Annotated in this window: 18 protein-coding genes and 1 tRNA gene; 8 read left to right on the forward strand and 11 right to left on the reverse strand. The window is 62.0% G+C overall.

The window, feature by feature from the left end:
- Both ACO06F_RS02140 and ACO06F_RS02145 read left to right on the forward strand, forming a co-directional pair.
- Nucleotides 1–3,162 carry an efflux RND transporter permease subunit gene (locus ACO06F_RS02140; RefSeq protein WP_421695057.1) on the forward strand — a complete coding sequence of 1,054 codons (3,162 nt, stop codon included), beginning with the start codon at nt 1–3 and terminating at the stop codon, nt 3,160–3,162.
- Between the two features lie 168 nt (nt 3,163–3,330).
- Nucleotides 3,331–4,557: a TCR/Tet family MFS transporter gene (locus ACO06F_RS02145; protein WP_421695058.1), complete on the forward strand. Its 1,227-nt coding sequence runs from the start codon at nt 3,331–3,333 to the stop codon at nt 4,555–4,557.
- Here the strand turns inward: ACO06F_RS02145 and glmS are convergent.
- Complete coding sequence (gene glmS / locus ACO06F_RS02150; protein ID WP_421695059.1) at nt 4,544–6,370, reverse strand: glutamine--fructose-6-phosphate transaminase (isomerizing); 1,827 nt, start codon at nt 6,368–6,370, stop codon at nt 4,544–4,546. The genes ACO06F_RS02145 and glmS overlap by 14 nt on opposite strands.
- A 9-nt stretch (nt 6,371–6,379) precedes the next feature.
- A complete protein-coding gene (glmU, locus tag ACO06F_RS02155) occupies nt 6,380–7,729 on the reverse strand; it encodes a bifunctional UDP-N-acetylglucosamine diphosphorylase/glucosamine-1-phosphate N-acetyltransferase GlmU (RefSeq protein ID WP_421695060.1) in 1,350 nt (449 codons plus the stop codon).
- A 148-nt stretch (nt 7,730–7,877) separates the two neighbouring features.
- On the opposite strand from glmU, the gene ACO06F_RS02160 reads away from it, so the two are divergent.
- From ACO06F_RS02160 to ACO06F_RS02180, 5 genes are all read left to right on the forward strand, one after another.
- Nucleotides 7,878–7,952: transfer RNA gene (locus ACO06F_RS02160), tRNA-Lys, on the forward strand.
- Nucleotides 7,953–8,253: 301 nt separating this feature from the next.
- Nucleotides 8,254–9,009 (forward strand): SDR family NAD(P)-dependent oxidoreductase, encoded by a 756-nt coding sequence (locus ACO06F_RS02165; protein ID WP_421695061.1) that lies wholly within the window; start codon nt 8,254–8,256, stop codon nt 9,007–9,009.
- 176 nt (nt 9,010–9,185) lie between these two features.
- A complete protein-coding gene (locus ACO06F_RS02170; RefSeq protein ID WP_421695062.1) occupies nt 9,186–9,626 on the forward strand; it encodes a hypothetical protein in 441 nt (146 codons plus the stop codon).
- A gap of 3 nt (nt 9,627–9,629) precedes the next feature.
- Nucleotides 9,630–10,862: an HlyD family secretion protein gene (locus ACO06F_RS02175; protein ID WP_421695063.1), complete on the forward strand. Its 1,233-nt coding sequence runs from the start codon at nt 9,630–9,632 to the stop codon at nt 10,860–10,862.
- Between the two features lie 204 nt (nt 10,863–11,066).
- Nucleotides 11,067–13,235, forward strand: a complete 2,169-nt coding sequence (locus tag ACO06F_RS02180; RefSeq protein ID WP_421695064.1) for an SLC26A/SulP transporter family protein — start codon at nt 11,067–11,069, stop codon at nt 13,233–13,235.
- Nucleotides 13,236–13,251: 16 nt separating this feature from the next.
- On the opposite strand, the gene ACO06F_RS02185 is transcribed toward ACO06F_RS02180, so the two are convergent.
- Both ACO06F_RS02185 and ACO06F_RS02190 read right to left on the reverse strand, forming a co-directional pair.
- Entirely contained in the window at nt 13,252–13,593 is a 342-nt protein-coding gene (locus ACO06F_RS02185) for a hypothetical protein (RefSeq protein WP_421695065.1), read from the reverse strand.
- Nucleotides 13,594–13,626: 33 nt separating this feature from the next.
- Nucleotides 13,627–14,214 carry a hypothetical protein gene (locus ACO06F_RS02190; protein WP_421695066.1) on the reverse strand — a complete coding sequence of 196 codons (588 nt, stop codon included), beginning with the start codon at nt 14,212–14,214 and terminating at the stop codon, nt 13,627–13,629.
- 326 nt (nt 14,215–14,540) lie between these two features.
- Between ACO06F_RS02190 and ACO06F_RS02195 the strand changes: the two genes are divergently transcribed.
- Nucleotides 14,541–17,513: an NAD(P)-dependent oxidoreductase gene (locus ACO06F_RS02195; protein ID WP_421695067.1), complete on the forward strand. Its 2,973-nt coding sequence runs from the start codon at nt 14,541–14,543 to the stop codon at nt 17,511–17,513.
- Here ACO06F_RS02195 and ACO06F_RS02200 read toward each other — a convergent pair.
- From ACO06F_RS02200 to clpS, 7 genes are all read right to left on the reverse strand, one after another.
- The gene (locus ACO06F_RS02200; protein ID WP_421695068.1) at nt 17,504–18,670 is read right to left on the reverse strand and encodes a M20 aminoacylase family protein; all 1,167 of its coding nucleotides are present in this window, start codon (nt 18,668–18,670) and stop codon (nt 17,504–17,506) included. The genes ACO06F_RS02195 and ACO06F_RS02200 overlap by 10 nt on opposite strands.
- Entirely contained in the window at nt 18,667–19,470 is an 804-nt protein-coding gene (locus ACO06F_RS02205) for an ABC transporter permease (protein WP_421695069.1), read from the reverse strand. The genes ACO06F_RS02200 and ACO06F_RS02205 overlap by 4 nt, the downstream gene beginning before the upstream one ends.
- An 8-nt stretch (nt 19,471–19,478) precedes the next feature.
- Nucleotides 19,479–20,201: an ABC transporter permease gene (locus tag ACO06F_RS02210; RefSeq protein WP_421695070.1), complete on the reverse strand. Its 723-nt coding sequence runs from the start codon at nt 20,199–20,201 to the stop codon at nt 19,479–19,481.
- Nucleotides 20,202–20,258: 57 nt separating this feature from the next.
- Nucleotides 20,259–21,062: a transporter substrate-binding domain-containing protein gene (locus tag ACO06F_RS02215; protein ID WP_421695071.1), complete on the reverse strand. Its 804-nt coding sequence runs from the start codon at nt 21,060–21,062 to the stop codon at nt 20,259–20,261.
- Nucleotides 21,063–21,121: 59 nt separating this feature from the next.
- Entirely contained in the window at nt 21,122–21,901 is a 780-nt protein-coding gene (locus tag ACO06F_RS02220) for an ABC transporter ATP-binding protein (RefSeq protein ID WP_421696603.1), read from the reverse strand.
- A gap of 150 nt (nt 21,902–22,051) precedes the next feature.
- Nucleotides 22,052–24,469: an ATP-dependent Clp protease ATP-binding subunit ClpA gene (clpA, locus tag ACO06F_RS02225; protein WP_421695072.1), complete on the reverse strand. Its 2,418-nt coding sequence runs from the start codon at nt 24,467–24,469 to the stop codon at nt 22,052–22,054.
- Nucleotides 24,470–24,473: 4 nt separating this feature from the next.
- Nucleotides 24,474–24,794: an ATP-dependent Clp protease adapter ClpS gene (gene clpS / locus ACO06F_RS02230; protein ID WP_421695073.1), complete on the reverse strand. Its 321-nt coding sequence runs from the start codon at nt 24,792–24,794 to the stop codon at nt 24,474–24,476.
- Between the last annotated feature and the right edge of the window lie 212 nt (nt 24,795–25,006).

Below are 25,006 nucleotides of genomic sequence, written 5' to 3' on the forward strand. Positions count from 1 at the left end.
ATGTTCTCTTCCATTTTCATCGACCGGCCGCGACTGGCCGTCGTCATTTCGCTCGTCATCACCATCGCAGGCCTCGTGGCGATGCGGCAGATCCCGGTGGCGCAATTCCCGGACATTGTGCCGCCGCAGGTTTCGGTGACCGCAAGCTATTCCGGCGCCAGCGCGCAGGTGGTTGAATCCACGGTGGGCCAGCCCATCGAATCCCGCGTCGTCGGCGTCGACAACATGCTCTACATGAAGTCGACCAGCGGCAATGACGGCAGCTATACGCTGACCATTACCTTCGCCGTGGGCACTGACCCTGATCTCAACACGGTGAATGTGCAGAACCGCGTGAAGCTGGCGGAAGCGCAGCTGCCGCAGGAGGTGCGCACGCAGGGCGTGAGCGTGATGAAGAAATCATCCGCCATTCTGCAGCTGATCGCTTTCACCTCGACCGCGAAGGAGCATGACCAGCTCTTCCTCTCCAACTATGTGACGATCAATCTGCTGGACCGGCTGAAGCGCGTACCGGGCGTGGGCGACGTGAGCCTGCTTACCCCCACCGACTACAGCATGCGGATCTGGATTGACCCGCAGCGCCTGGTCGATTTCGAGATGACGCCGTCAGACATCATCAATGCGCTGAAGAAGCAGAATGTGCAGGCCGCGATCGGCCGCATCGGCTCGCAGCCGGCCCTGCCCGACCAGGCGTTCCAGCTCTCCATCCAGGCGCAGGGGCGGCTCAGCACACCGGAGGAATTCGGCAATGTAGTGGTGCGCGCCACCGAGGGCGGCTCCTTCGTGCGGCTGAAGGATGTGGCGCGGATCGAACTGGGTGCCAGGCTTCTGGAAACGCAAGGCCGCTTTGGCGGGCTTCCTGCTGCCGTCGTGGGTATCTACCAGGCGCCGGGCGGCAATGCCATTGCCAGTGCGGAGGCGGTCCGCCACATCCTCGAGGAGGCCAAGGCCGGCTTCCCGAGCGGCATGGGTTACGAGATCACCTATGACACGACGAAGTTCGTGGAAGAGAGTATCCACGAAGTCGCCAAGACGCTGTTCGAGGCGTTCATCCTCGTGGTGATCGTCGTGTTCCTGTTCTTAGGATCCGTGCGGGCCACCATCATTCCGCTGATTGCCGTTCCCGTTTCCCTCATCGGCACCTTCGCGGTGATGATGGCGCTTGGATTTTCCGCCAACACAGTCTCCCTGCTGGCGCTGGTGCTGGCCATCGGCATCGTGGTCGATGATGCGATTGTGGTGGTCGAGGCGGTCGAAGCCAAGATGGAGCATGACCCCAACCTGACGCCCAAGGAGGCGGCGAGGCTTGCCATGGGCGAGATCACGGCGCCCATCATTGCCATCACGCTGGTGCTGATGTCCGTGTTCGTGCCGGTTGCCTTCATTCCCGGCATTTCGGGAGAGCTGTTCAAGCAGTTCGCCGTGGTCGTGACCGTGTCGATGTTCATTTCGGCCCTCAACGCGCTGACGCTCTCGCCAGCACTGTGCGGCGTGCTGCTGAAGAACAGCCATGGGCCCAAGCGCTTTCCGATGCGGCAGATCATGGGCGGCATCGACATGGCGCGCGATGGCTATGCCGCAATCGTCAAGCGCCTGGTGCGCATGGCGGTGGTGGGCATCATCGCCTTGGCCGTGATCTTCCCGGTGACGGGCTATCTGTTCAAGACGACGCCGAGCGGATTTCTTCCGCCGGAAGACCAGGGCGCCATCTTCGGCGAAGTGGTGCTGCCGGAAGGCTCCTCCGTCAATGTGACGAGCGAGGTGGCTGCCCAGGTGGCCGACATGGCGAAGAAGACGCCAGGCGTTGCAGGCGTGATGACCGTCGTCGGCTACAGCATGCTCGACGGGCAGGTGAAATCAAATGCAGCTCTTATGGTGCTGACGCTTGACCCCTTCGCCCAGCGCACCACGCGGGAACTCTCGGTCTATGGGCTGATCCCCAAGCTGACGGCAATGGGCCAGCAGGTGAAGCGGGCCAATGTCATCTTCTACAATCTGCCGCCCATCATCGGGCTCGGCACCGGATCGGGCTTCGAATTCCAGCTGCAGGATTTTGGCGGCTCTCCACCGCAGGACTTGGCGGCGGTGGCGCGCGGGCTGATCTTCGCGGCGAACCAGAACCCGGCCCTTGCCCGCATGTTCACCACCTTCGCGGCCAACACGCCGCAGCTGTTCCTCGATATTGACCGTGACAAGGTTCAGACGCTGGGAATTGACTTGGCCGATGTGTTCAGCACGCTGCAGGCGGTGCTGGGCGGATCCTATGTCAATGATTTCAACCTCTATGGCCGCACCTGGCAGGTGATGGTTCAAGGCGAGGCCGCGGACCGCGCGCGCATTGACGACATCTACAATATCTTCGTGCGCAACAACAAAGGCCAGATGGTCTCCATGCGGGCCTTTGCCGATGCAAGGCTGATCCTGGGGCCACAGTCCATCACGCGCTTCAACAATGTGCGCAGTGCCACGATCAACGGCAGCCCATCCCCCGGGCATAGTTCTGGCGAGGCGATTGCCGCAATGGAAGAGGTGGCAAGAGCAAGCCTGCCGCAGGGCTATGGCTATGAATGGACCGGCACGGCCCTTCAGGAAAAGGAAGCGAGCGGCAAGACCACCATGATCCTGGGGCTTGCGGTGTTGTTCGCTTATCTCTTCCTCGTGGGGCTATATGAAAGCTGGAGCATTCCCATCGCCGTGCTGCTCTCCGTCACCGCGGGCGTCATGGGCTCAATGCTGGCACTGAAGCTCACCGGATTGCCCAACAATCTCTATGCCCAGATCGGGCTTGTGGTGCTGATCGCACTTGCAGCCAAGAACGGCATTCTGATCGTGGAGTTCGCGATGGAGGCGAGACGCAAGGGACAATCCATCCAGGAGGCGGCGGCGACGGGCGCACGCGAACGCTTCCGCGCCGTGATGATGACGAGCTTCGCCTTCATCGCCGGCCTCATTCCGCTGGTGGTGGCGCAAGGTGCGGGCATGCTGAGCCGCCGCGGCGTGGGCACCACGGTGTTCGGCGGCATGCTGGCCGCCGCCATCCTCGGCATCTTCCTGATCCCGCTTCTCTATGTCGTGTTCCAGTGGACACGCGAGAAGGTGAAGGGGACGAAACCCGATGAGAAGACGCCGCCGCATGCGCCGGAGGAAGGCGCGGCGGTTTGATCAGGTAGACTCTCGACTCGCGGTGAGAGGCCCTCATCCGCCCTTCGGGCACCTTCTCCCATCCTGCGGACGGGAGAAGGGTTTCTCCTGATGATGGCACTTTCCACGCCCTGCTCTGGCGACACGCTTCGAACTCCGCTATGAGGCTCGGCCCCGATGGAGAAAACCATGGCGCGCCGGCCGGGACGATTTGCAGTTGTGTTCGTGTTCATCACCGTGTTCATCGACATGGTGGGCTTTGGCCTCGTCATGCCGGTGCTGCCGCGCCTGATCGAGCAGGTGAGCGGCAGCAATCTGGCGGGGGCCTCGATCTGGGGCGGATGGCTGTTCTTCGCATATGGGGGCATGCAGTTTCTGTTCGGACCCGCCATTGGCAATCTTTCAGACGCGTTCGGAAGACGGCCGGTGCTGCTGCTCTCCGTCTTCGGACTGGCCGTCGACTATCTGCTCACCGGCTTTGCGCCGAGCATGATGTGGCTGTTCGTGGGGCGGATCTTCGCCGGCATATGCGGTGCTTCCTATACAACGGCCAACGCCTTCCTGGCCGATATCACGCCGCCAGCAGAGCGGGCCAAGGTCTTCGGGTTGATGGGCGCTGCCTTCGGGCTCGGCTTCGTGATTGGGCCCGCGATTGGCGGCTTGCTGGGCGAATTCGGGCCGCGCGTGCCGTTCTTCGTGGCGGCAGGACTCTCCATCCTCAATTTCGTCTATGGCTGGTTCGTGCTGCCAGAAACGCTGGCGCCCGAGAACCGGCGCGGCTTCTCACTCGCCCGTTCGAACCCCGTGGGCGCGCTCAAAGTGTTCGCGCAATACCGGGGCGTGGTGCCGTTGAGCGCCATCATGTTTCTCTATTTCTTCGCAACGGCCGTCTACCCCGCCATCTGGGCCTTCTGGGGCATCGCTGCCTTCGGGTGGACGGAGGCGACCGTGGGCCTGACGCTCGCGGCTTTCGGCCTTGTTACGGCGGTGGTGCAGGGCGGGCTTACGGGGCCAATCGTCAAGTGGCTGGGTGAGCGCAACACGGCGGTGTTCGGCCTTGTGATGGCGGTTGTGGCCGCCGTGGGCTATGGCCTGGCGCCCGGGCTCTGGGTGGTGCTGATCCTGATCGTGATCCACGCGCCCGAAGGCTTCGTGCACCCTGCCCTCACGGCCATGATGTCCCACGCCGCACCGGAGGATGCGCAGGGCGAAATCCAGGGCGGCATTGCCAGCTTGCAAAGCATCGGCATGCTGCTCGGAACGGTGATCTTCACCCAGGTGTTCGGCCTGTTCCTGTCGCCCGGCGCCACGGTGACGTCCACCGGGGCCGCATTTTTCCTTGCGGCGGCGATGCTGGTTGGAACGCTCGTCTTCTTCCTGTTGCTGAAGAAGCAGGACGCCGTTACTCCACCGTAACGGATTTCGCCAGGTTTCGCGGCTGGTCCACATCCGTGCCCATGAACACCGCGGCATGATAGGCCAGAAGCTGCACGGGCACGGCATAGAGCAGCGGGCTCACGAAGGGATTGGCTTTGGGCACGCAGATCGTCAAGAAGGCCCTGTGCTCATTGTCCTTCACGCCGTGATCGTCCGTGAGCAGAATGATCTTGCCGCCGCGCGCGGCCACCTCCTCCATGTTGGAGATGGTCTTTTCATAAAGCTCATCGTGAGGGGCGATGACGATCACCGGCACGTTCTCGTCAATCAGCGCAATGGGGCCGTGTTTCAATTCGCCGGCCGCATAGCCTTCGGCGTGGATGTAGGAAACTTCCTTCAGCTTCAATGCGCCTTCAAGGGCAATCGGATAGTTAAGGCCACGCCCCAGGAACAGCACGTCCCGCGCATTGGCAACTTCGCGCGCCACGGCGGCGATGTGCTTTTCGTCCTTCAGGATTTCCGTCATTTGGCGGGGCGCCATGATGAGGGCGCCGACCAGTTCCCGCTCCTGCTCCGGCGTGATGGTTCCGCGCAGCTTGCCTGCGAGTATGGCAAGGCAGGCAAGTGCCGTCAGCTGGCAGGTGAAGGCCTTGGTGGAGGCGACACCGATTTCAGGCCCGGCATAGGTGCGGAACACGACTTCGCTTTCGCGCGCAATGGTCGATTCCGGCACATTGACAATGGCGAGCGTGTGCTGGCCCTGCTGCTTACAGTAACGAAGGGCCGCGAGCGTATCCGCCGTTTCGCCCGATTGTGAGACGACGATGGCAAGGCCGTGCTTCGGCAGCGGCGCCTCTCGGTAGCGGAACTCGGAGGCGATATCGACTTCCGTGGGAAGCCTGGCCACGCGCTCGAACCAGTATTTGGCAGTGAGACCTGCGTAGGATGCGGTGCCGCAGGCGGTGATGGTGATCCGGTCCAGCGTGGCGAAATCAAACGGCAGGTCCCCCGGCACACGCACGGTCTGCTCGGCGAAATCCACATATTCCGCGAGCGTGTGGCCGATGACTTCGGGCTGCTCCTCAATTTCCTTCGCCATGAAGTGGCGGTGGTTGCCCTTGTCCACCAGCATGGTGGAGGCCTGGCTGAAGCTCATGGGACGCGAGACGGGCCGCCCCTCGCCATCCAGCACCTCCAACGAGCGGTGGGTGAGGACCACCCAGTCACCATCTTCCAGATAGGTGATGCGGTTGGTGAAGGGGGAGAGCGCAATCGCATCGCTGCCCAGGAACATTTCGCCATCGCCGTGGCCCACGGCAAGTGGCGGGCCATTGCGCGCGCCGATCATGAGATCCTCTTCACCCTTGAACAGGATCGCGAGCGCGAAGGCGCCGTGGAGCCTGCCCAGCACGTCGCGCACCGCGTCACGCGGAGTGCTGCCGCGCTTCAGTTCGCGCGAGAGCAGCTGGGCCACCACTTCCGTATCCGTCTGGGTGGTGAAGACGGCGCCGTCCGCCACCAGCTCATCCTTCAGTGTACGGAAGTTTTCGATGATGCCGTTGTGGACGACGACGACATTGCCCACGGCATGCGGGTGGGCGTTGGCCTCGGTGACGCCGCCATGGGTTGCCCAGCGGGTGTGGCCGATGCCTGAGGTTCCGCCAAGGGGCTCCCGCGCCAGAAGGCCCGCCAGGTTCTTGAGCTTTCCAACGGCGCGGCGGCGCTCGATGCCGTTGGGGGTGAGCGTTGCCACCCCTGCTGAATCATAGCCGCGGTATTCGAGGCGGCGCAGCGCTTCCACAATGTTTTCCGCAACGGGTTCCTTGCCGAGGATTCCAACGATTCCACACATGACCTAATCCTACTTCCTGCGGGCCGCCTTCTTGGCTGCCTTGATTTCACGGTAGCGCGCGGCCCAGCCTTCGCGGAGATCGAGTTCGGCCCTGGCAATCGCCAGAGCATCTGCCGGGACATTGCGGGTGACGACGGTTCCCGCCGCAATCGATGCGCCGTCGCCCACCTTCACCGGCGCAACGAGGGCCGTGTTGGAGCCCACGAAGACATTCGCGCCGATGTCAGTCACATGCTTCTCATAGCCATCGTAATTGCAGGTGATGGTGCCGGCGCCGATGTTGGTTTTCGCACCCACCCGGGCATCTCCAATATAGGTCAGGTGATTGGCCTTCGCGCCCTTGCCGATCACGGATTTCTTGACCTCGACGAAATTGCCGATGTGGGCCTCGGCGCCAATGTCAGCCCCGGGCCTGAGCCGCGCATAGGGGCCGATCCGCGCGCCCTGCCCGATCACCGCGCCTTCAAGGTGTGAGAAGGAGAGGATCTCAACCCCGTCTTCCACCGTCACACCGGGGCCGAACACCACATGGGGCTCGATGGTCACGTCCTGGCCGATCACCGTGTCTGCCGCGAAGAACACGGATTCGGGCGCCGTGAGGGTTGCGCCATTCAACATGTGGCGGCGGCGGTAGGCCTGCTGGAGGCCCGCCTCGATGGCGGCAAGCTGCACCCGGTCATTGACGCCTGCAACCTCCGCCTCGGGGCAGTGCGCCAGGCGGCAGTGGGCACCGGCGTTCGCTGCGAGTTCCACCAGATCGGTTAGGTAATATTCGCCTTTGGCATTGGCGTTGCCGATTTGTGGGAGGAGCTGCCAGAGGAGATCAGACGCGATGGCAATGATGCCGGAGTTGCACAGCCGGATCAGGCGCTCCGCCGGGCTGGCATCGAGTTCCTCCCGGATGGCGATGACATGGCCTTCGGAGTCCTGGATGAGGCGGCCATAGCCGTGGGGGTCCTGGGCTTCGAAGCCGAGAACCGCCATGCCGTCTCCGGCCAATGCCACCAGGCGCGAGAGGCTGCCAGTGCTGATCAGCGGCACATCGCCATAGAGCACGAGAACCGTGCCCCGGAAGGCCTCAATCTCCGCCCGCGCCATTGAAACCGCATGCCCCGTGCCCAGCCGGTCTGCCTGAACGGCAAGCCGCGCCTGGGGGAACACGCTCCGCGCTTCCGCTGCGACCGTTTCCATCTCCGGCCCGACCACCACGACCGCCTCCGCCGGGGACAGCGGAGCGGCCGCATGCAGCACATGGGCCAGCAGGCTGCGCCCGGCCGCCCGGTGCATGACCTTGGGCAAGGCTGATTTCATCCGCGTGCCCTTGCCCGCGGCGAGAACGATAATGGCTACTCCGGTCATCCCACCCCTTGCCGAACTGCTCATTTCCACCCGGTGTCCGGTAGCATGTCCCACTGCCAGAGGCGATAGCCGCACCCCTGTTATTCTGTTGACCCGCCATCCACCCCCCACTATGTTCCGCCGGCTTCCGCCGGGCAACCCCGGCCGTGGGCCCGTAGCTCAGCGGTAGAGCATCTGACTTTTAATCAGAGGGTCGCGGGATCGTACCCCGCCGGGCTCACCAATTAACTCAAAGACATAGCGTGGCTGATGGGCTGTTTCGAGAAGCGGCTTTGATTGGAATCATACTGCCGGCGAGCGGACAGGAGAACGCCGTCCGGCTCGCTCGAGTGGCTGCTTGATCCTGCAGCGGCTGCCACGCCCTCCTTCAGATCCGGAGATGGGCTCCGCTGAAAAACGACCTTACCTCTGAGCCAGTGAACCACCACTGGCTGGACAGGCACGAATGAGCCGGGTTGGACAGCAGCACCGGATGGTGCCTATCATCGCCGCTGTCGCATGTGCCTGAAGGGAGCTGACATCTGTTGACTGAGGGAAAGGCAATTGCTTTCAGCGGCAAACGGGTCATCATCACGGGTGCCGGCCGGGGCCTGGGTGCGGCCCTCGCTGTGGTGCTGGCGGATAAGGGAGCAGACCTGCTGCTCACCGGACGCAGCCGCGAGAACCTGAGCGGGCTCGCGGAGTCGATCCTGCATCGCACCGGCCGCAAGCCGCAGGTACACCTGCTCGACATGGCGGATGTGTCGGCAGTGACGCTATTCGCCAAGCAGCTGCGCGATGAAGGCCGCCCGCTCGACATTCTAATCAACAATGCCGCGCAATGGCTGCCAGGCCGCATGACAGACCATGACGCACTTGCCATCAGCCAGACCATCGCTGCCAATGTAACCGGTACAATGCTTCTTACGCGCGGACTGATCCCGCTGCTGGAGAAATCGGGGGCTGGCGACATCATGACTATCGTCTCGACCTCCGGCCTTCCCAACGCCCGGCTGCGGACGGCCTCGGTGGCTTTTACCGTCAGCAAGCAAGCGCAGTCAGCGATGAGCGATGGCCTCAGGCAGGAGCTGAAAGGCGGCCAGGTGCGCGTGCAAGCCGTCTTCCCGCCCGACATCCAGGATCTGTCGCCCCTTGATCCTGCGTGGGACGTCGCGCGCGATGCCGGTTCCGCGGTTACGAACCGCGACGTCGTTGAAACCATCATCTTTGCTCTTGAACGCCCGCGGCACGTCACACTCGCCTCCATCATCTTCGACGCAGACACCGGCGAACTCCACTGAGCTGGCCCGGCATCAGTGCGGCCGGGCCATGTGCCCGGACTTAATCTTGTAGCTGGTCAACGTGATTTCGCATGGCGACGAGATTAGGGCCTGAATGCCCACCTTGCGGCCCATGGACAACACATGTAAGACTCTGAATAAGACGAAGTCGGTCAGCATTGCAGAGGGAACACCTGATGGCACTTACCCTCAACCCCGCTGCTCCCCATTCCCTTCCCTGGTTCATAACGCCGCCCGGCAGCACCGACGTGCTGATGAACTTCACAGTTGTCCTTGTCCTTCTCGCCGTATTGCTGATCGGCGTCCTGTTCTTCTGGCTGCATTCTCTGCCAGAACGCATGGGTCACAAGAAATTGCAGTTCGAGGTCGTCGCTGTTCTGGGGCTATTGTCGCTGTTCACACACCAGCATGCGTTCTGGATCGTGGGTCTGCTTCTGGCTCTCATCGACTTGCCGGATTTCCTCTCGCCGCTGCGCCGCATCGCGGCATCTTCCGAGAAAATCGCTGAAACTGACAGGCCTGTTCACGCGGAACCGCCGCGGCTATTCGCAGGCGATCCGCCAAACCCTGCTGCGGATTTCACGCGGCCGCGTCCTAGAGATGATGTGGAGGGTTAGGCGATGCTGGAGATCATCCTTTGCTCGTTCCTGACCATCCTTCCCGACTACCTCTTCCGGCGCTTTGTGCAGGGCAAGCGAATCGGGCGTGAGATCACGCTCTACTCGGTGTGGTACGAGCTTCGCTGGGGGATCACGCTGTGCCTGATGCTAACGACATTGCTGATCACCGTCATCTTCTACTTCCACCCCACCACCACAAGTGCGAGCAGTTTCTATCGTTCAATCCCGATTTTGCCGGAGGCGAGCGGGCGGGTAAGCGAAATCTACGTGGGATTCAGCGGCAAGATTGAAAAGGGCAAGCCCATCTTTCGGCTTGACGATGCGGAGCAGCAGGCCGCCTTCGCCGTCGCCCAGCGCCGCGTTGCTGAGGTGGATGCCGAGATGGTGATGGCGGCAGCCGACATCGCCGCCGAGAGCGGCAAGGTTCAGCAGGCGCTTGGCGCTCTGAAACAGGTTGAGGACGAGTTGCGGGTGAAGCAGGGTCTGCTAGACAGGAAGTCAGCCGCGGTCGCTCCACGGGAAATCGAGCGGCTGGAGACGGCCCAGGCGAGTGCCCGAGGCCAGGTCGCCGCCGCCGAAGGCCAGCAGAAGGCTGTGGAAACCCGCTTGACCACCTTGCTTCCGGCGCAGAAGGCGAGTGCCGAAGCTGAATTGCAGAAGGCGCAGGTCGATCTGGATAAGCGGACTGTCTACGCCGGCGTCAGTGGCCACATCGAGCAGTTCGTGCTGCGGGTCGGCGATATCGTGAACCCGTTCATGCGGGCGGCGGGAATTCTGATCCCCGAGGGAGCGGGGCGAAACACGCTGCAGGCCGGCTTTGGGCAGATCGAGGCTCAAGTGATGAAAGTTGGAATGGCAGCGGAGGCAACGTGTGTTTCAATGCCGCTGGTCATCATTCCGATGGTGGTGACGAGCGTTCAGGACTATATCGCGGCGGGCCAGATCCGGGCTGGAGAGCAATTGATCGACGCCGCGCAGGCAGCAGCACCGGGAACGATTCTGGTCTCCCTTGAGCCGCTCTATGAGGGAGGGCTGGACGGAGTGAGCCCGGGCAGCAGCTGCATCGTCAATGCCTACACGAACAACCATGACCGCCTCGAGACGGAAGACCTGGGCCTGTTCACCCGTATTGGCCTGCACGGAGTGGATGCCGTTGCGCTGGTTCATGCGGCAATCCTGCGCGTACAGGCACTCATGCTGCCGATCAGGACACTCGTGCTCAGCGGCCATTGACTGAACGAGAAATTCTGCACAGCATTGACAGGTCCGGAGACCTAACTGACCGAACACGAGACAACGGCCCTTACGCTGCTGCCCGTCTGCGCATTCGCGGTTTCGGACTAAATGCGTTAGGTTTGTTCATGCTTGATTCCCACGTCTAGCGGCAGATCACCCCCCATGCACGCGCGCGCGATGGATTTTCGCAAGTCGTTGCTTGTGACCAGCCTTTCCGCGGGGCTCATTGCCGGCATCCGGACTGTACTGGGCTCCGCCGGGATGGTGGTGCTGGTGATGCCGGCGGGGCTGACAGGTGGTGTGGCACCCGCACTCGAGGTGATCCTGATCGGTGGAGCCGTGCTGGGGGCGCTGGTGGCGTTGCTCAGCACCTACCCTGGCGCCGTGGCCCAGGTGCAGGATGGGCCGGCGGTGATCACCGGTGTTATGGCCACCACGCTCGCTGCCAATATGCGCGGGCATGTGGCGCCGGAGGTGATCATTCTCCTGGTGCTGGCCTGCGTGAATGTGGCGGCCTTCACCACGGGGGCCGTGTTCTATGGCCTCGGGCGCTTCCGGCTGGGGGCGCTGGTGCGCTTCATTCCCTTTCCGGTGATCGGCGGCTTCCTGGCGGGCTCCGGCCTGCTCATCGTGATGGGTGCAGGCCCCGTGCTGACCGGCGCGGACCCTGGGGGCTTGAGCTTCGAGCAGCTGATGGAGCCGATGCGCCTGGCGCGCTGGGTGCCTGGCCTCGCCTTCGGGCTGCTGCTGACCTTGCTGCTCAGGCGCTACAGCCACCCGCTGCTGGTGCCGGGGCTGCTGGTGGGAGCCGTGATTCTTTATGACCTCGCACTCACCGCGGCGGGCATTCACATCGGGGACGCACAGGCGGCAGGCCTTCTGCTTGGCCCCTTCCCCGAACACAGCGCGCTGGCCTTGCCGCCATGGTCCAGGCTGGCGGCGCAAGACTGGATTTCGGTGCTCGGCCAGATTCCGACTTTTGCGGCAATCGTGCTGGTGAGCATCGTGGCGCTTCTCCTCAATGCCAGCGGGCTGGAACTGGCGACGCGCAGCGATCTCGACATCAATCACGAATTGCGGGTGACGGGCCTTGCCAATATGGCATCCGGGGCTTTGGGGGGTGCTGTTGGGTTTCATGCGCTGTCCGCCTCCCTCCTGGGATACCGCATGGGTGCCAACAGCCGCGTGATCGGGCTGACGGCGGCTGCCCTGTGCCTCATCACGTTGCTGGCCGGCAGCTCGCTTCTCGCCTTCATGCCGAAGGCGATCCTCGGCGGGCTGCTGTTCTCCATGGGCACGGCACTGCTGATTGAATGGCTTTATGACGGCTGGCGCAAGCTGCCGCTGCCGGATTTCATCATCGTGGCGCTGATCGTGGCGGTGATCGGCATTGCCGGCATCATACCGGGTGTGGCGGTGGGCGTTTCGGTTGCGACCGCGATCTTCGTTCTGAGCTACAGCCGGGTGCGGGTGATCCGCCAGGAACTGAGCGGTGCTGATTACCACAGCAATGTGGAACGCAGCCCAGCCGCGCTCGACGTGCTGCGCCAACAAGGCAACTCCATCAGGGTCATCAAGCTTGAAGGCTTCATCTTCTTCGGAACGGCCTATTCCGTGCTGAACAAGATACAGCACATCATCACTCACCCCGGCCCCGTGCCGCTGCGCTACCTGCTGCTCGATTTTCGCGACGTGCCCGCCAGCGATTCCTCCGCCATGCTCGCCTTCTCCAAGATCCGCACCTTCTGCGAACGCAATGCGTGCCAATTGCTGCTGACGCGGATGAATGCGTCAATCGAGGCGCAGGCAAAGATGGCGGGGCTCGATTCCGGCACCACACGCATGATCGCCTTCAGTGACCTGGACATGGCGCTTGAGCATTGCGAGGAAGAAATTCTCCGTGGCGCCGCGGATGCCGATCTGACGGCGCATACGTCGATCTGGGACCGCATCCAGCAGGTGCTGCCGGCGGACACGCCGCTTTCGGCATTCATGGCCTATCTGCAGCCGCGCAGCTTCAACCCCGGTGACTATCTGGTCAGGCAGGGTGGCCCCCCTGACGAGATCGTGTTCATCGAATCGGGCCGGGTTACGGTGCGCCTGACCTTTCCGGATGGCCGCTCAATGCGCCTGCGGTCCATGACGTTCGGCACCATGATCGGCGAGATCGGCATGTATCTGAAACAGCCGCGCAACGCCTCCGCAATCGCGGACCGGGTTACTCACGCCTATGTGCTGAGCGCGGAAAAACTCCGCGAGATGGAGGAGCGCGACCCGCACATTGCCACGGCACTTCACCGTGCCATTGTCTCCCTGCTGGCAGAGCGGCTGACGGCCAACAACAGCCTGCTGCAGAAGCTTATCGACTGAGGGCTGGCACGGAGCCTTAGCAGGAGATCGTAAGGCGGATCTGCTCGGCGATCCGATTGATCTGGCGCCTGGACTTCGGCGTCAGCGACAGGACCTGGACACGCGCATCATCCGGGTGAAGGTCTGATTGAACCAAACCCAATTCGAGCAGTCTCTTCAGCCGGCGATGGGCGGTGGGAAAGCTGCCAAAGCGATCAATCCGGCAGATGTTCGACACGCGTACGGACTGCCCATTGCTCTGCGCTTCCGACACGTGAAGCAGCATCTCGCGCGAGATTTCATCAAGGTTATCCAACCCTGAACCAAGACTGCCAAGGAGCCTTTGAACGCGCAACAGCAAGTCGGTCGACGTCTTCATTGTCCGCCTTCCATAGCAGATTCAAAGTTACCTTTATTTTGAGAGTTCCGTAAAAAATTTCAAGCCAATAAATGTGATGACCCAGCTCACCATGAGGCCAATCATGTCTCCCACCGAGAAGGTCGCCATGGTCAGGGTGATGTGCTGGACTTCGGTTGTGTGCTCGAGGACCGCCGTCATCAGGAAGCCATTGGCGAAGGAGCAGAACAGGCCGGCAAGCAGGATGGTGTGAAGCGGAGGCACTTGGGCCGTGGAGGACAAATAGTAGGGGTTTATACGGAGAGCATATAGCGCTTCGAAAACCAGCCAGCTGGTGGCGCCGGCGATGACTGCCTGGGAAATGAGGATGGCAGGATCCGTGACGCCCCAGAGCAGGCTGTTCGACACCAGGGCGCCGAGGAACAACCCCGGAATGGCGCGCGACCTGAGCACGATGGTCGCGAACACACGAACGCCGTGCGGCAGGAAAATGAGGCTGGCGTAGTCGCTGATGCCCGGCAGAAAGATGGCTTGCAAGGGCCGGAAGACAAGATAGACGATCGCCGATGCCGCAACATAAAGAGCGGCGATGGCGGCCGTGGAAAGGACGATGCCGGATAGATCAACCCAGAGACGCTTCACGCCAATTACTTCCGCTGAATTCCGGCTCAATGAAGTGATAGTCTCATATACTCAGGTTTTATCAAATTGTTTTTAACTATCAGATTTTGCAGCAGATTTGTGATTGTCGCCTGACAATTGGCGGTTTGGCCAAAGTAAGTACCACACGACCAAAATACAGAGGTCCAACAACCAGCGGCATGACGTTCCGTCAGCCCTAGGGCGGCGCATGCATTTGGCTGGAACAAACCGTTGCGGCGCAAGCTTGCCGGAAGTGACGTTTTTAGGCGGCATGCCGTTTCCAGAACTCGACTAGCCTGCGGCCTTCCCCCAGGAGGTTTGGGCATATGTCGGCACTCGAGCAGTTGAAGGCAGTGAGGGACGAGTCGATCCGGGCCACGGCCGGAGGGCCGCCGCCGCGCACCCGGAACCCGTTCTTTGGCGTCGGTCCCATCACCGACATGGCGGAGGATGAGGCGGAGAGCCGGCAGATCCGCTTTGAATTCGAACACTGGCTCGAGCAAACCTACCGGAAGCTCGATGACACCGGCCGTGACATCGGCTGCTTCACGGCCGCCGAAATCAGCCGCTCCATGCACCGGGGATATCCGGCGGACAAGTTCCTGCTCGACATGATGCGCGAGATCCACCGCTATTTCGGGTTTCCCAAGCAGAACAGGCTGGCAGTGGGGCTGGGCGGCGGCCATTCGGGCTTCACCGTCTGCGCGCTGCATTTCCTGACTGTCAATGATGATGCGCAGCACGTCTATGTTGATACGCCAGCCCCAGAGTCAGAGCTTGCGAAAGCGTCTGGCTTCTTCCGCCAGAGCTGGGGTGCGCAGATCATCGAGATGATGCGCTATGCCAGGAATGGCGATGAGGCCCGGGTTCATTTTGCCAAGGCTGAAGGCGCCATCCCCTCCTCCGACATGCTGGAGCGCATGGGGATCAAGGTGTTCTTCGGCGTGGGCCATGAGACGACTGGGGCCACCACCTATTCCCGCGCCGATATTCTGAATCTCCTGGACTGGATCGACCGCAACCCGGCCGAACATCACGCAGTGCTGGATGCCACCTCCATGTTGGGGGCCATGCCCTGGGGCGAGGATGTGGTGGCGCAGGTGATGTCCAAGTGCTGCCTGTTCATGCCCTTTCAGAAGGCGATTGGCGGCATCTCGGGCTATTTCCTCGTGTCCTTCACGCCTGAAGCACTGGCGCTTGTGGAAGAGAACCAGAAGCGGCCCTCCTGGGCCATTCCCCGGCAGCTGAAGCTGGCGGCACCCGTTGACCCCAAGATGCCGCTCACCGGAGAGCGCACGGTGAAGCTGGGACCGATCTATGACCCGGAAGAGAACAAGATGGTGGGCGGTGTCATCAACACCTTCTCCACCCTCGCCTTTGCCGAGACCACATTCGGGCTTCTCCGGGTGGAGCGGAAGATCGGACCCGTCAAGGAGATGAACCGGCGCTCGGAGCAGAACCGCGCGGCGATCAATGAATGGATGAGCAATTCATCGCTGTTCGAGCTGGGTGTCACCAGCCCTGAGCACCGGGGCGCCGCCGTCACGCTGATCAAGGTTAAGGACGCCGCGATCACGGACGCCGGCCTTCATGCGCGCATCATTGCGCGTTCGAAGCAGCTCCTCTCCTATGATGGCATCACCCACCCCAATGGCGTTTATGAACAGGGCCTCGACACGGCGCGCTACATCAATGCTTTTCCCGGAACGCCGGGGGACTACCGCGCCTGGATCGGCGGCATCCGGCCGGTTGAAGACATCACTGCGCTGCTCGACAATCTGAAATACGCCTATCACCGCGCGCGCATCGTGGTTGTGGAGGAGGAACTTGCGAAGCTCGGCGTTACCTTCCCGGCTCCGCCACACGTTGACGGCAGCGAGCGGAAGGATGATGCCGCGCGGGCTTACAAGGTGCTGGTATGCGACCATGTGGGCCTCAAATTCGGGGCCGATGGGAAGCCCGACCATTCCGAGGTCAAGACCCATGTGGAAGCGCGAGGAGGTCTTTTCCATGAAGGGCCCCTGGAGGACGAGGCTCAATTGGAGGCTGGAAAGATCCACTTCTTCTACCAGCCGCAGCTTTCGAAGCCCGACGAGATCCGGCCGCTCACCGACAGGGGCCAGTATGATGCGGTGATTGCCGCGGCAACCTTCCTGCCGAAGGAATCCGTGTTCCCCGAAGGCGGCGTGCGTATTGGCGCCGGCACGGGCAATATGGGGTCTTCCTCCTGGGGTGGCGGAAATGGCGAGGGCGGAACGGCCCCTCTCATGAATACGCCTTCCTTCAACAGCCGCGCCACGGCGCAGATGGCCTTCAAGGCGCTGCTGAAGGTGCTTCCGGATCTGGATGTAGACGAACTGCACCGGCTGACGGCTTCGGGCCAGTTCGACACCGGCCGCGACCTCGCGAAGTTCCCGACCGAGAAGATCGAGGGTAAGCGCATCGGCATCATCGGCTATGGCAATATCGGGCGCGAAGTGGCCAAGCTGGCGCAGGCCTTCGGCATGAGCGTCGCCATCCATGCGAGGCCGCGGCACAAGGACTGGATCGAATCCGAGGGATTCGTTTTTGCCGCAACGCCTGAAGCGGCGGCGAAGGGCGCGGATGTGCTGTCCGTCCACACGGGGCTTGGGCCTCTCAATGCGGCCACGGGCAAGTTCGCCAATGCGAATGTGGTCAGCGCTTCCGTGCTGGCGGAACTGAACGATGGCTCAATTCTGCTCAACTATGACCGTGGCGAGTGCGTGGACGCGGCAGCACTCGATGCGGCGATGGCGGCCGGCAAGGTGCGGCACGCGGCGATCGATGCGGACCTGTTCGTCCATTCCGAGACGGGTGCGCAGTCGGGCCCGATGGTGCCTTATCTTCCTCTTGCTGAAAAATACCCGGGCAGGGTTGAGCTTCTGCCGCATGCGGCGGCGGATACTGAGCATGTGTCCCGCGTGGAAGGTGCGAAGCAGGCCGTGGACCAGATCATCTCCGCCATCCGCCACCGGGAGGTCGTGAACCTCAAGGGTGACCTGCCGGAGGGTTATTCCGTGGGCGGAGCAATGACAGTGGCAGGTGTGGGCAAGTGTTCGGCCCTCACCCTGGCGCGGGCCCTGGGAAATGAGGAGAAGGTCCGCCGCGCGAGGGCATATGCCGAAGCCATGGCAGCGATCTGGGGCGCGCTTGCAACAGCAACAACGGATGAGCGGCGCCAGGCGCTGATCGCGCGGCACGGCGCGGCACTGGTGAAGAGCTTCAACGCCTATGCCACGCAGATGCGCGCGCTTGGGCTTGAAGGACCCTATGCCTGAGGCAGCGCCTTCTCGACAAGGCGCGCCCAGAAGGCGGGCCCCTTCACCAGAAGCGCATCGTTGAAGTTATAGCCGGGGTCGTGAAGCATCGGCCCCGGCCCTGCCCCAAGGCCGAAATAGCAGGAGGGGACGATCTCCTGCATGGCGGAGAAATCCTCCGAGAACATGAAGGGGCCGCGCATATCGACCTTTGCGGGGTCCTGCCCCAGCTCAAGCGCCACATCGCGCACCAGGGCGGCTTCGGCAGGCGTATTGAAGCCTGCGGGATAACTCCAGCTGTCCACCCCCATCTGCACATCCGCGGTGCAGCCGAAAGATTTGGCATGGGCAGTCGAGAGATCCTGAATTCGGCTCAGGATCACGTCCCGCACCGGCTTCGTCACCGTACGGATGCCGACCAGAAGCTTGACGGATTCGGGAATGACGGTGGCCATCGAGCCGCCATTGATGGCACCGACCGTCAGCACGGCCGGGTCATGCGGATCGATGTTGCGGGACACGATCGTTTGCAGTGCCATCACCAAGCTTGAGGCCGCGACGATCGGGTCCACGGCCTTCTGCGGCACCGCGCCATGGCCGCCGACACCTTGCATGACGATGGTGAGAACGTCACAGGAGGCCGTGATGGGGCCCGGCCTCACCAGGATCTGGCCTTCGGCCTCGCCGGGCAGATTGTGGAGCGCGAAGATACTGTCACAGGGGAAGCGCTTGAAGAGACCATCTTCGATCATCTTCATCGCCCCGCCCTCGTCTTCCTCCGAAGGCTGGAAGATCAGGTGCACCGTGCCATCGAAGTTGCGGGTTTCCGACAGATAGCGGGCGAGGCCCAGCAGCATGGTGGTGTGGCCGTCATGCCCGCAGGCATGCATCTTGCCGGGATATTTCGAGGCATAGGGAAGGTTCGTCTGTTCGCTGATTGGAAGCGCATCCATATCCGCGCGGATGCCGATGGCGCGGCCCGATGCGCCATTGCTGATGGTGCCGACGACGCCCGTCTTGGCGATGCCCGTGGTCACCTTGAAGTCCAGCCGCGCCAGCTCTTCCGCCACGATCTTTGCGGTACGCTCCTCCTGGAACAGCATTTCCGGGTGGGCATGGAGGTCATGGCGGATCGCCGTCAGCTCCGGCAGGTGCTTCTTGAGGAGATCTTCGATCATCGCTTCTGGGGCACTTTCTTTTCGATGAATTTGAAGGCCCAGACCGTTAGGAAGGTCAGGCACATATAGATAACGGCGAGCACCATGAGGGGCTCATAGACGATGAATGTATCCTGCGTGATGCGGTTCCGGACCACGCCTGCGAGATCCATCACGGTGACCGTCATTGCGAGAGGTGTTGCCTTGAGCTGGAGCACAACCTCGCCCGCGAGCGTGGGCAGGACGAGACGCACGGCGCGCGGGAACCAGACGCGCGTCAGCACTTTCCACGGTGACATCCCGAAGGCGCGCGCCGCTTCGAGCTCACCACGCGGTACGCCCAGGAAGGCGCCGCGCATGATCTCGCCTTCGTACCCGGCGAAACTCAGCGTGAAGGCCAGCAGCGCATACCAGAAGGCATCAAGCCGGATGAGCCACATGAAATCCTTCCGGAAATCCGGAAAGACCATGCCGATCTGCGGAAACAGCGAACCAAGCCCGTAGTAGATCAGCCAGAGCTGGAGGAGCAACGGCGTGCCGCGGATTACCGTGCAGAAGCCCCGGGCGATGGCGGCGAGCCAGCTAGGGCCCGTGACCTGCACGAGGCCGATCGGGATGGCGAAGAGCATGCCGATCACGCAGGAAAGGACCCACAGCAGCAGCGTGAGCCACAGGCCACGGATCAACAGCGGATAATAGGTTGCCATCCAGCCCCATTGAGAGGCCGCCAGCAGCCAGTAGATAAGGCCTGTGAGAATGGCGACGAGGATAAGGACGACGATCGCCTTGGCAATGAGCTTGAAGATGTCGAAGCCAGTCATCGCGGCCCTCACACAAGCTTCCGCTGGCCACGGCGCATGCGCCGCTCCAGCATGGCGAAGCCCTTTTGCGACACCAGCGTGATGATGAGGTAGATCAGCCCCGCAGACAGGAAGAAGGTGAAATACATTTTAGTGTTGCCCGCCGCCTGGCGCGTGGCCAGCGCCAATTCGGTGTAGCCGACGACGGCGATCAGGGCTGTGTCCTTGGTGACGATAAGCCAGAGATTGGCGAGACCCGGAATGGCATAGGGCAACATTGAGGGAACGGTGATGCGGCGGAAGATGAGCCACGGCGACATGCCATAGGCGCGCGCGGCCTCCATCTGGCCCGTGGGAATGGCCTGGATCGCGGCGCGCAGCACTTCTGTTGAATAAGCACCCTGCACGAAGCCCAGCACCAGGACGGCCGCCGTGAACCCGTTGATGGCAATCGCTTCGAAGCCAGAGCTCTCCAGCAGCCGGTTGAGCGTTGCGGTGCCCGCATAATAGAGAATGAGGATGAGGATCAGCTCCGGAACGGCGCGCACCAGCGTGGTGTAGCCTTCCATGATGGAGCGGGTGAGCGTGCTGCCCTGCAGCTTGCAGATGGCGCCGATCATGCCGATCATCAGGCCCAGCGCATAGGCGAGAAGTGCGATCGAGAGGCTGATGCAGGCGCCCCACAGCAACTCATCGCCATAGCCCGTAGGTCCGAAAGACAGGATTTCTGGAAAACCCGGTTTGCCCGCCATGATCGCCCTGCGAGAAGAAGCCCGCGCGCCAACAGGCGCGCAGGCTCCGCGTTAAGCTTACGGCTTGTTCTCAGGCGTAACCAGGATGCCCTGAAGCTCAGGGTAGTTCACCGTGATTTCCGTGAACTTCTTCTGCTTGGCAAGTTCCGCGATGGCGGCGTTGATTTTTTCCTTAAGCGCCGTGTCTTCCTGGCGGACACCGGCACCCACGCCGAAGCCCAGCACGGCGTCATCTTCCGGCACGGTGCCTTTGAGCTCGCAGCACTGCTTGCCCTGGTCAGACTTGAGGAAGGCATCGAGTGCCGTCGAATCCGCCTGCACGTAATCGAGGCGGCCGGCGGCCAGATCATTGTTGGCTTCGTCCTGGGTGGAGTAGGTCTTCACCTCAGCACCGGCGGCGCCGAAATATTTCTGCGCGTAACGCTCATGTGTTGTCGAGACCTGCACACCCAGAACCTTGCCCTTCAGATGGGCGGGGGTGATGTCCGTGTCACCGTCCTTCTGGCCGATAAGGTTAGAGGGCGTGTTGTAATACATGTCCGAGAAATCGATGGTCTTCTTGCGCTCGTCGGTGATCGACATGGAGGAGAAGATCACGTCGATCTGCTTCGAAGTGAGGGCAGGAATGATGCCGTCCCACGCCACTTCCACGAGCTCGCACTTCTCGTTCATCTGGGCGCAGAGCGCGTTCATCAGGTCGATCTCCCAGCCGACCCACTTGCCCGAAGCATCCTTCGAGCTGTAGGGCGCGTAAGGTTCTGCCGCGACGCCGAACTTGATGTCGGCCATGGCGGCAGTGGAGGCGCCCGCCATCATGGCAATGGCGGCCGCTGCTATTGCGATACGGCGATTGAGTTTCATGTTTCTGCTCCCTGTTGTGCGGGCGTTTCATGGCCCGGCTTGTAAATTCACTTTATCGATCAGGCATTGCTTGATGAGACGAACTGCCGGCAGCGGTCGCTCTTCGGCGTGCCGAAAACCTGTGCCGGCGGCCCCTCCTCCTCGATCATGCCCTTGTAGAGGTAGATCACGTGGCTTGAGACACTGCGTGCGAACTTCATCTCATGCGTGACCAGGATCATGGTGCGGCCTTCATCCGCCAGATCGCGGATCACCTTCAGCACTTCGCCCACCAGTTCCGGGTCCAGCGCTGACGTCGGCTCATCGAACAGCATGACCTTGGGCTCCATGCAGAGTGCCCTGGCGATTGCCGCGCGCTGCTGCTGCCCACCTGACAAAAAAGCGGGATACTGATCCCGCTTGTCGAAGAGTCCCACCTTGTTAAGCAGCTTCTCGGCCCTGTCGATCGCTTCCGCCTTGGGCACGCCCAGCACATGCACGGGCGCTTCGATGACATTCTGCAGCACCGTCATGTGCTGCCAGAGATTGAAGCTCTGGAACACCATGCCGAGCCTGGTTCTTATGCGCTCCAGCTGGCGGCGGTCAGAGGGGTGGAGGTCGCCATCCTTGTGGCGGGAAAGCGAGACCTGCTCGCCCGTGACTTCAATGCCACCAGCCGTCGGCATCTCAAGGAAGTTGATGCATCTGAGGAAGGTGGATTTGCCGGAGCCGGAGGCACCGATCATTGACACGACGTCGCCTTCGCGCGCCGTGAGCGAAACGCCCTTCAGCACTTCGAGCTGGCCGAATTTCTTGTGAAGATCCGTTACACGCACCGCCACCGGGCGGTCAGTGTTCACCTTCGCTGCAGCTTCCGCCACGCATTCTCTCCCGACGGGCCATTCCGGCCCTTGTTCTTCTGGCAGCTACAATAACAAGAAAACCGGCAACTGCAATTGAGCAGTTTGCCGGTTTTTTGTCGTTTGACGTCGCAGTGCCGAAAAGCGGGACTATTCGGACTTGGCCTTGGGCTTGCGCTTGACGGCCTTCTTCTCCGGTTTGGCCCCCTCGTCCTCGCCTGCCGCAGAGGCACGTGGAAGGGCCTTGCGTTCGGGCCGGCCGGGAAGTGCCGTTTCCTCATCCCGGCTCAGATACTCGAAGTGCAGCTCGTCACCCTTGAGCAGGATGCGGACCGTGCCGCCCTTGGCGAGCTTGCCGAAGAGCACCTCTTCCGCCAGCGGTTTCTTGACGTGTTCCTGGATGATGCGGGACAGCGGGCGCGCGCCCATCTGCTGGTCATAACCCTTGCGGGCCAGCCAATCCGCGGCCTCCGACGAGAGCTCGATGTTGACCTGCCGCTCGGCAAGCTGGGCTTCGAGCTGCAGCACGAACTTCTCCACCACCTTGCGCACCACAACAGGCGGCAGGTGGCCGAAGGGAATGACGGCATCGAGACGGTTGCGGAATTCCGGCGTGAACAGACGCTGGATCGCCTCGGCATCGTCGCCCAGGCGGACGCTGTTGCCGAAGCCGATCGCTTCGCGCGCCATGTCCTGCGCGCCGGCATTGGTGGTCATGATCAGGATGACGTTACGGAAGTCGACCGACTTGCCGTTATGATCCGTCAGCTTGCCGTGGTCCATCACCTGCAGGAGGATGTTGAAAAGGTCCGGATGGGCCTTCTCGATTTCATCGAGCAGCAGCACCGAATAAGGATGCTGGTCGATGCCATCCGTCAACAGGCCGCCCTGGTCAAAGCCGACATAGCCCGGAGGGGCGCCGATCAGGCGCGAGACCGAGTGCCGCTCCATGTATTCCGACATGTCGAAGCGCAGCATGTTGACGCCGAGGACTTCCGCCAGCCGCTTGGCCACTTCCGTCTTGCCGACACCCGTGGGGCCGGAGAAGAGATAGCAGCCGATGGGCTTCTCAGGCTCACGAAGACCTGCACGCGCCAGCTTGATGGCGGCGGCCAACGCCTCGATGGCCTTGTCCTGTCCGAACACCATGCGCTTCAGTTCAGCATCGAGGTTCTTCAGAACCGTGGCGTCATCCTTCGACACCGTCTTGGCGGGAATGCGGGCCATGGTGGCAATGGTTGCCTCGATTTCCGGAACGCCGATCACCTTGTGGCGCTTGTCCTCGGCCAGCAGCATCTGGGATGCGCCCGTCTCGTCGATCACGTCGATCGCCTTATCGGGAAGCTTCCGGTCCGCCATGTAGCGGGCCGAGAGCTGCACGGCGGTTTCAATCGCGTCATCAGTGTAGCGGACCTTGTGGAACTCCTCGTAATAGGGCTTGAGGCCCTTCAGGATTTCGATCGCATCCGGGATCGAGGGCTCATTCACGTCGATCTTCTGGAAGCGGCGGACGAGGGCCCGGTCCTTCTCGAAATGCTGGCGGTATTCCTTGTAGGTCGTCGAACCAATGCAGCGCAGCGCGCCGTTGGCAAGTGCCGGCTTCAACAGGTTCGAGGCATCCATAGAACCGCCGGAGGTAGCACCTGCGCCGATCACCGTGTGGATCTCGTCAATGAACATGATGGCGCCGGGACGGGCCTCGATCTCCTTCACCACCGCTTTCAGCCGCTCTTCGAAATCACCACGGTAGCGCGTGCCGGCAAGCAGCGCACCCATATCCAGCTGGTAGACCGTGCAGTTGAGCAGCACCTCCGGCACATCGCCGTTGATGATCTTGCGGGCCAGGCCTTCGGCAATCGCCGTCTTGCCCACGCCCGGATCACCCACGAAGAGCGGGTTGTTCTTCTGGCGGCGGCAGAGGATCTGGATCGTGCGGCGCACCTCGGGCTCGCGCCCGATCAGCGGGTCGATCTTGCCCTCGCCGGCCTTCTTGTTGAGGTTGATGCAATAGGCGTCGAGCGCGTCACCGTCGCCCTTCTTCTTCGCGCCGCCGTCTTCGCCATCCGTGGGGCCAGGGCCCTGCTGGTCCTGGTCGACGCCGCGCACGGGGCGGGTTTCGGACAAGCCAGCCCGCTTGGCGATGCCGTGGGAGATATAGTTGACGGCATCATAGCGGGTCATGTCCTGCTCCTGCAGGAAATAGGCGGCATGGCTTTCGCGCTCGGCGAAGATCGCGACCAGCACATTGGCGCCCGTCACTTCTTCCCGGCCGGAGGACTGGACGTGGATGACGGCACGCTGGATCACGCGCTGGAATCCGGCCGTGGGCTTTGAATCCTCGCGCTCGGCCGAAATCATCTGGCCCAGCTCATTGTCGATGTAATTGGTCAGGCTGCGGCGCAGAACGTCAAGGTCGACGTTGCAGGCCTTCATCACGGCGGCGGCGTCCTTGTCGTCCGTCAGCGAGAGCAGCAGGTGCTCGAGCGTTGCGTATTCGTGGCGGCGTTCATTTGCCAGTGCCAGGGCGCGGTGCAGCGCCTTTTCAAGACTGCGGGAGAATGTCGGCATTGGCCTATTCCTTTTCCATCGTGCACTGCAGGGGATGCATATTGTTGCGGGCGAAGTCCATGACCTGGGTCACCTTCGTTTCCGCCACTTCAAACGTGTATACGCCACAGATGCCCACGCCCTTCTGGTGAACATGGAGCATGATGCGGGTGGCCTCGTCGCGTCCCTTGCCAAAGAACCGCTCCAAAACGTGCACGACGAATTCCATCGGCGTGTAGTCGTCGTTGAGCAGCAGCACCTTGTAGAGCGAAGGCTTCTTGGTCTTCGCCTCGGTCCGGGTGATGACCCCTGTCTGATTTCCGTCTTTGTTGGGCTGCTTCGGCATGAGACCAATTATATAGGTGCTTCGCCCCGAATGTGGAGGGGGTATTCACGGCGATTTTCGGGCGGCTTCGTTTTGGTGGATACGAAAGCCGGAGTGGAATGGTTTCGCGCAGGGTCTTGCCTCGCCTGATGAACGTCCACCAGAACACGTTTCCGAAGCTGGAGTTCCCGGCCCGGGATTACCAGTGAATAGTTTTCATGAGTGCAATTCGG

Source organism: Aestuariivirga sp. (assembly GCF_965227715.1).
Classification (GTDB): Bacteria; Pseudomonadota; Alphaproteobacteria; order Rhizobiales; family Aestuariivirgaceae; genus Aestuariivirga.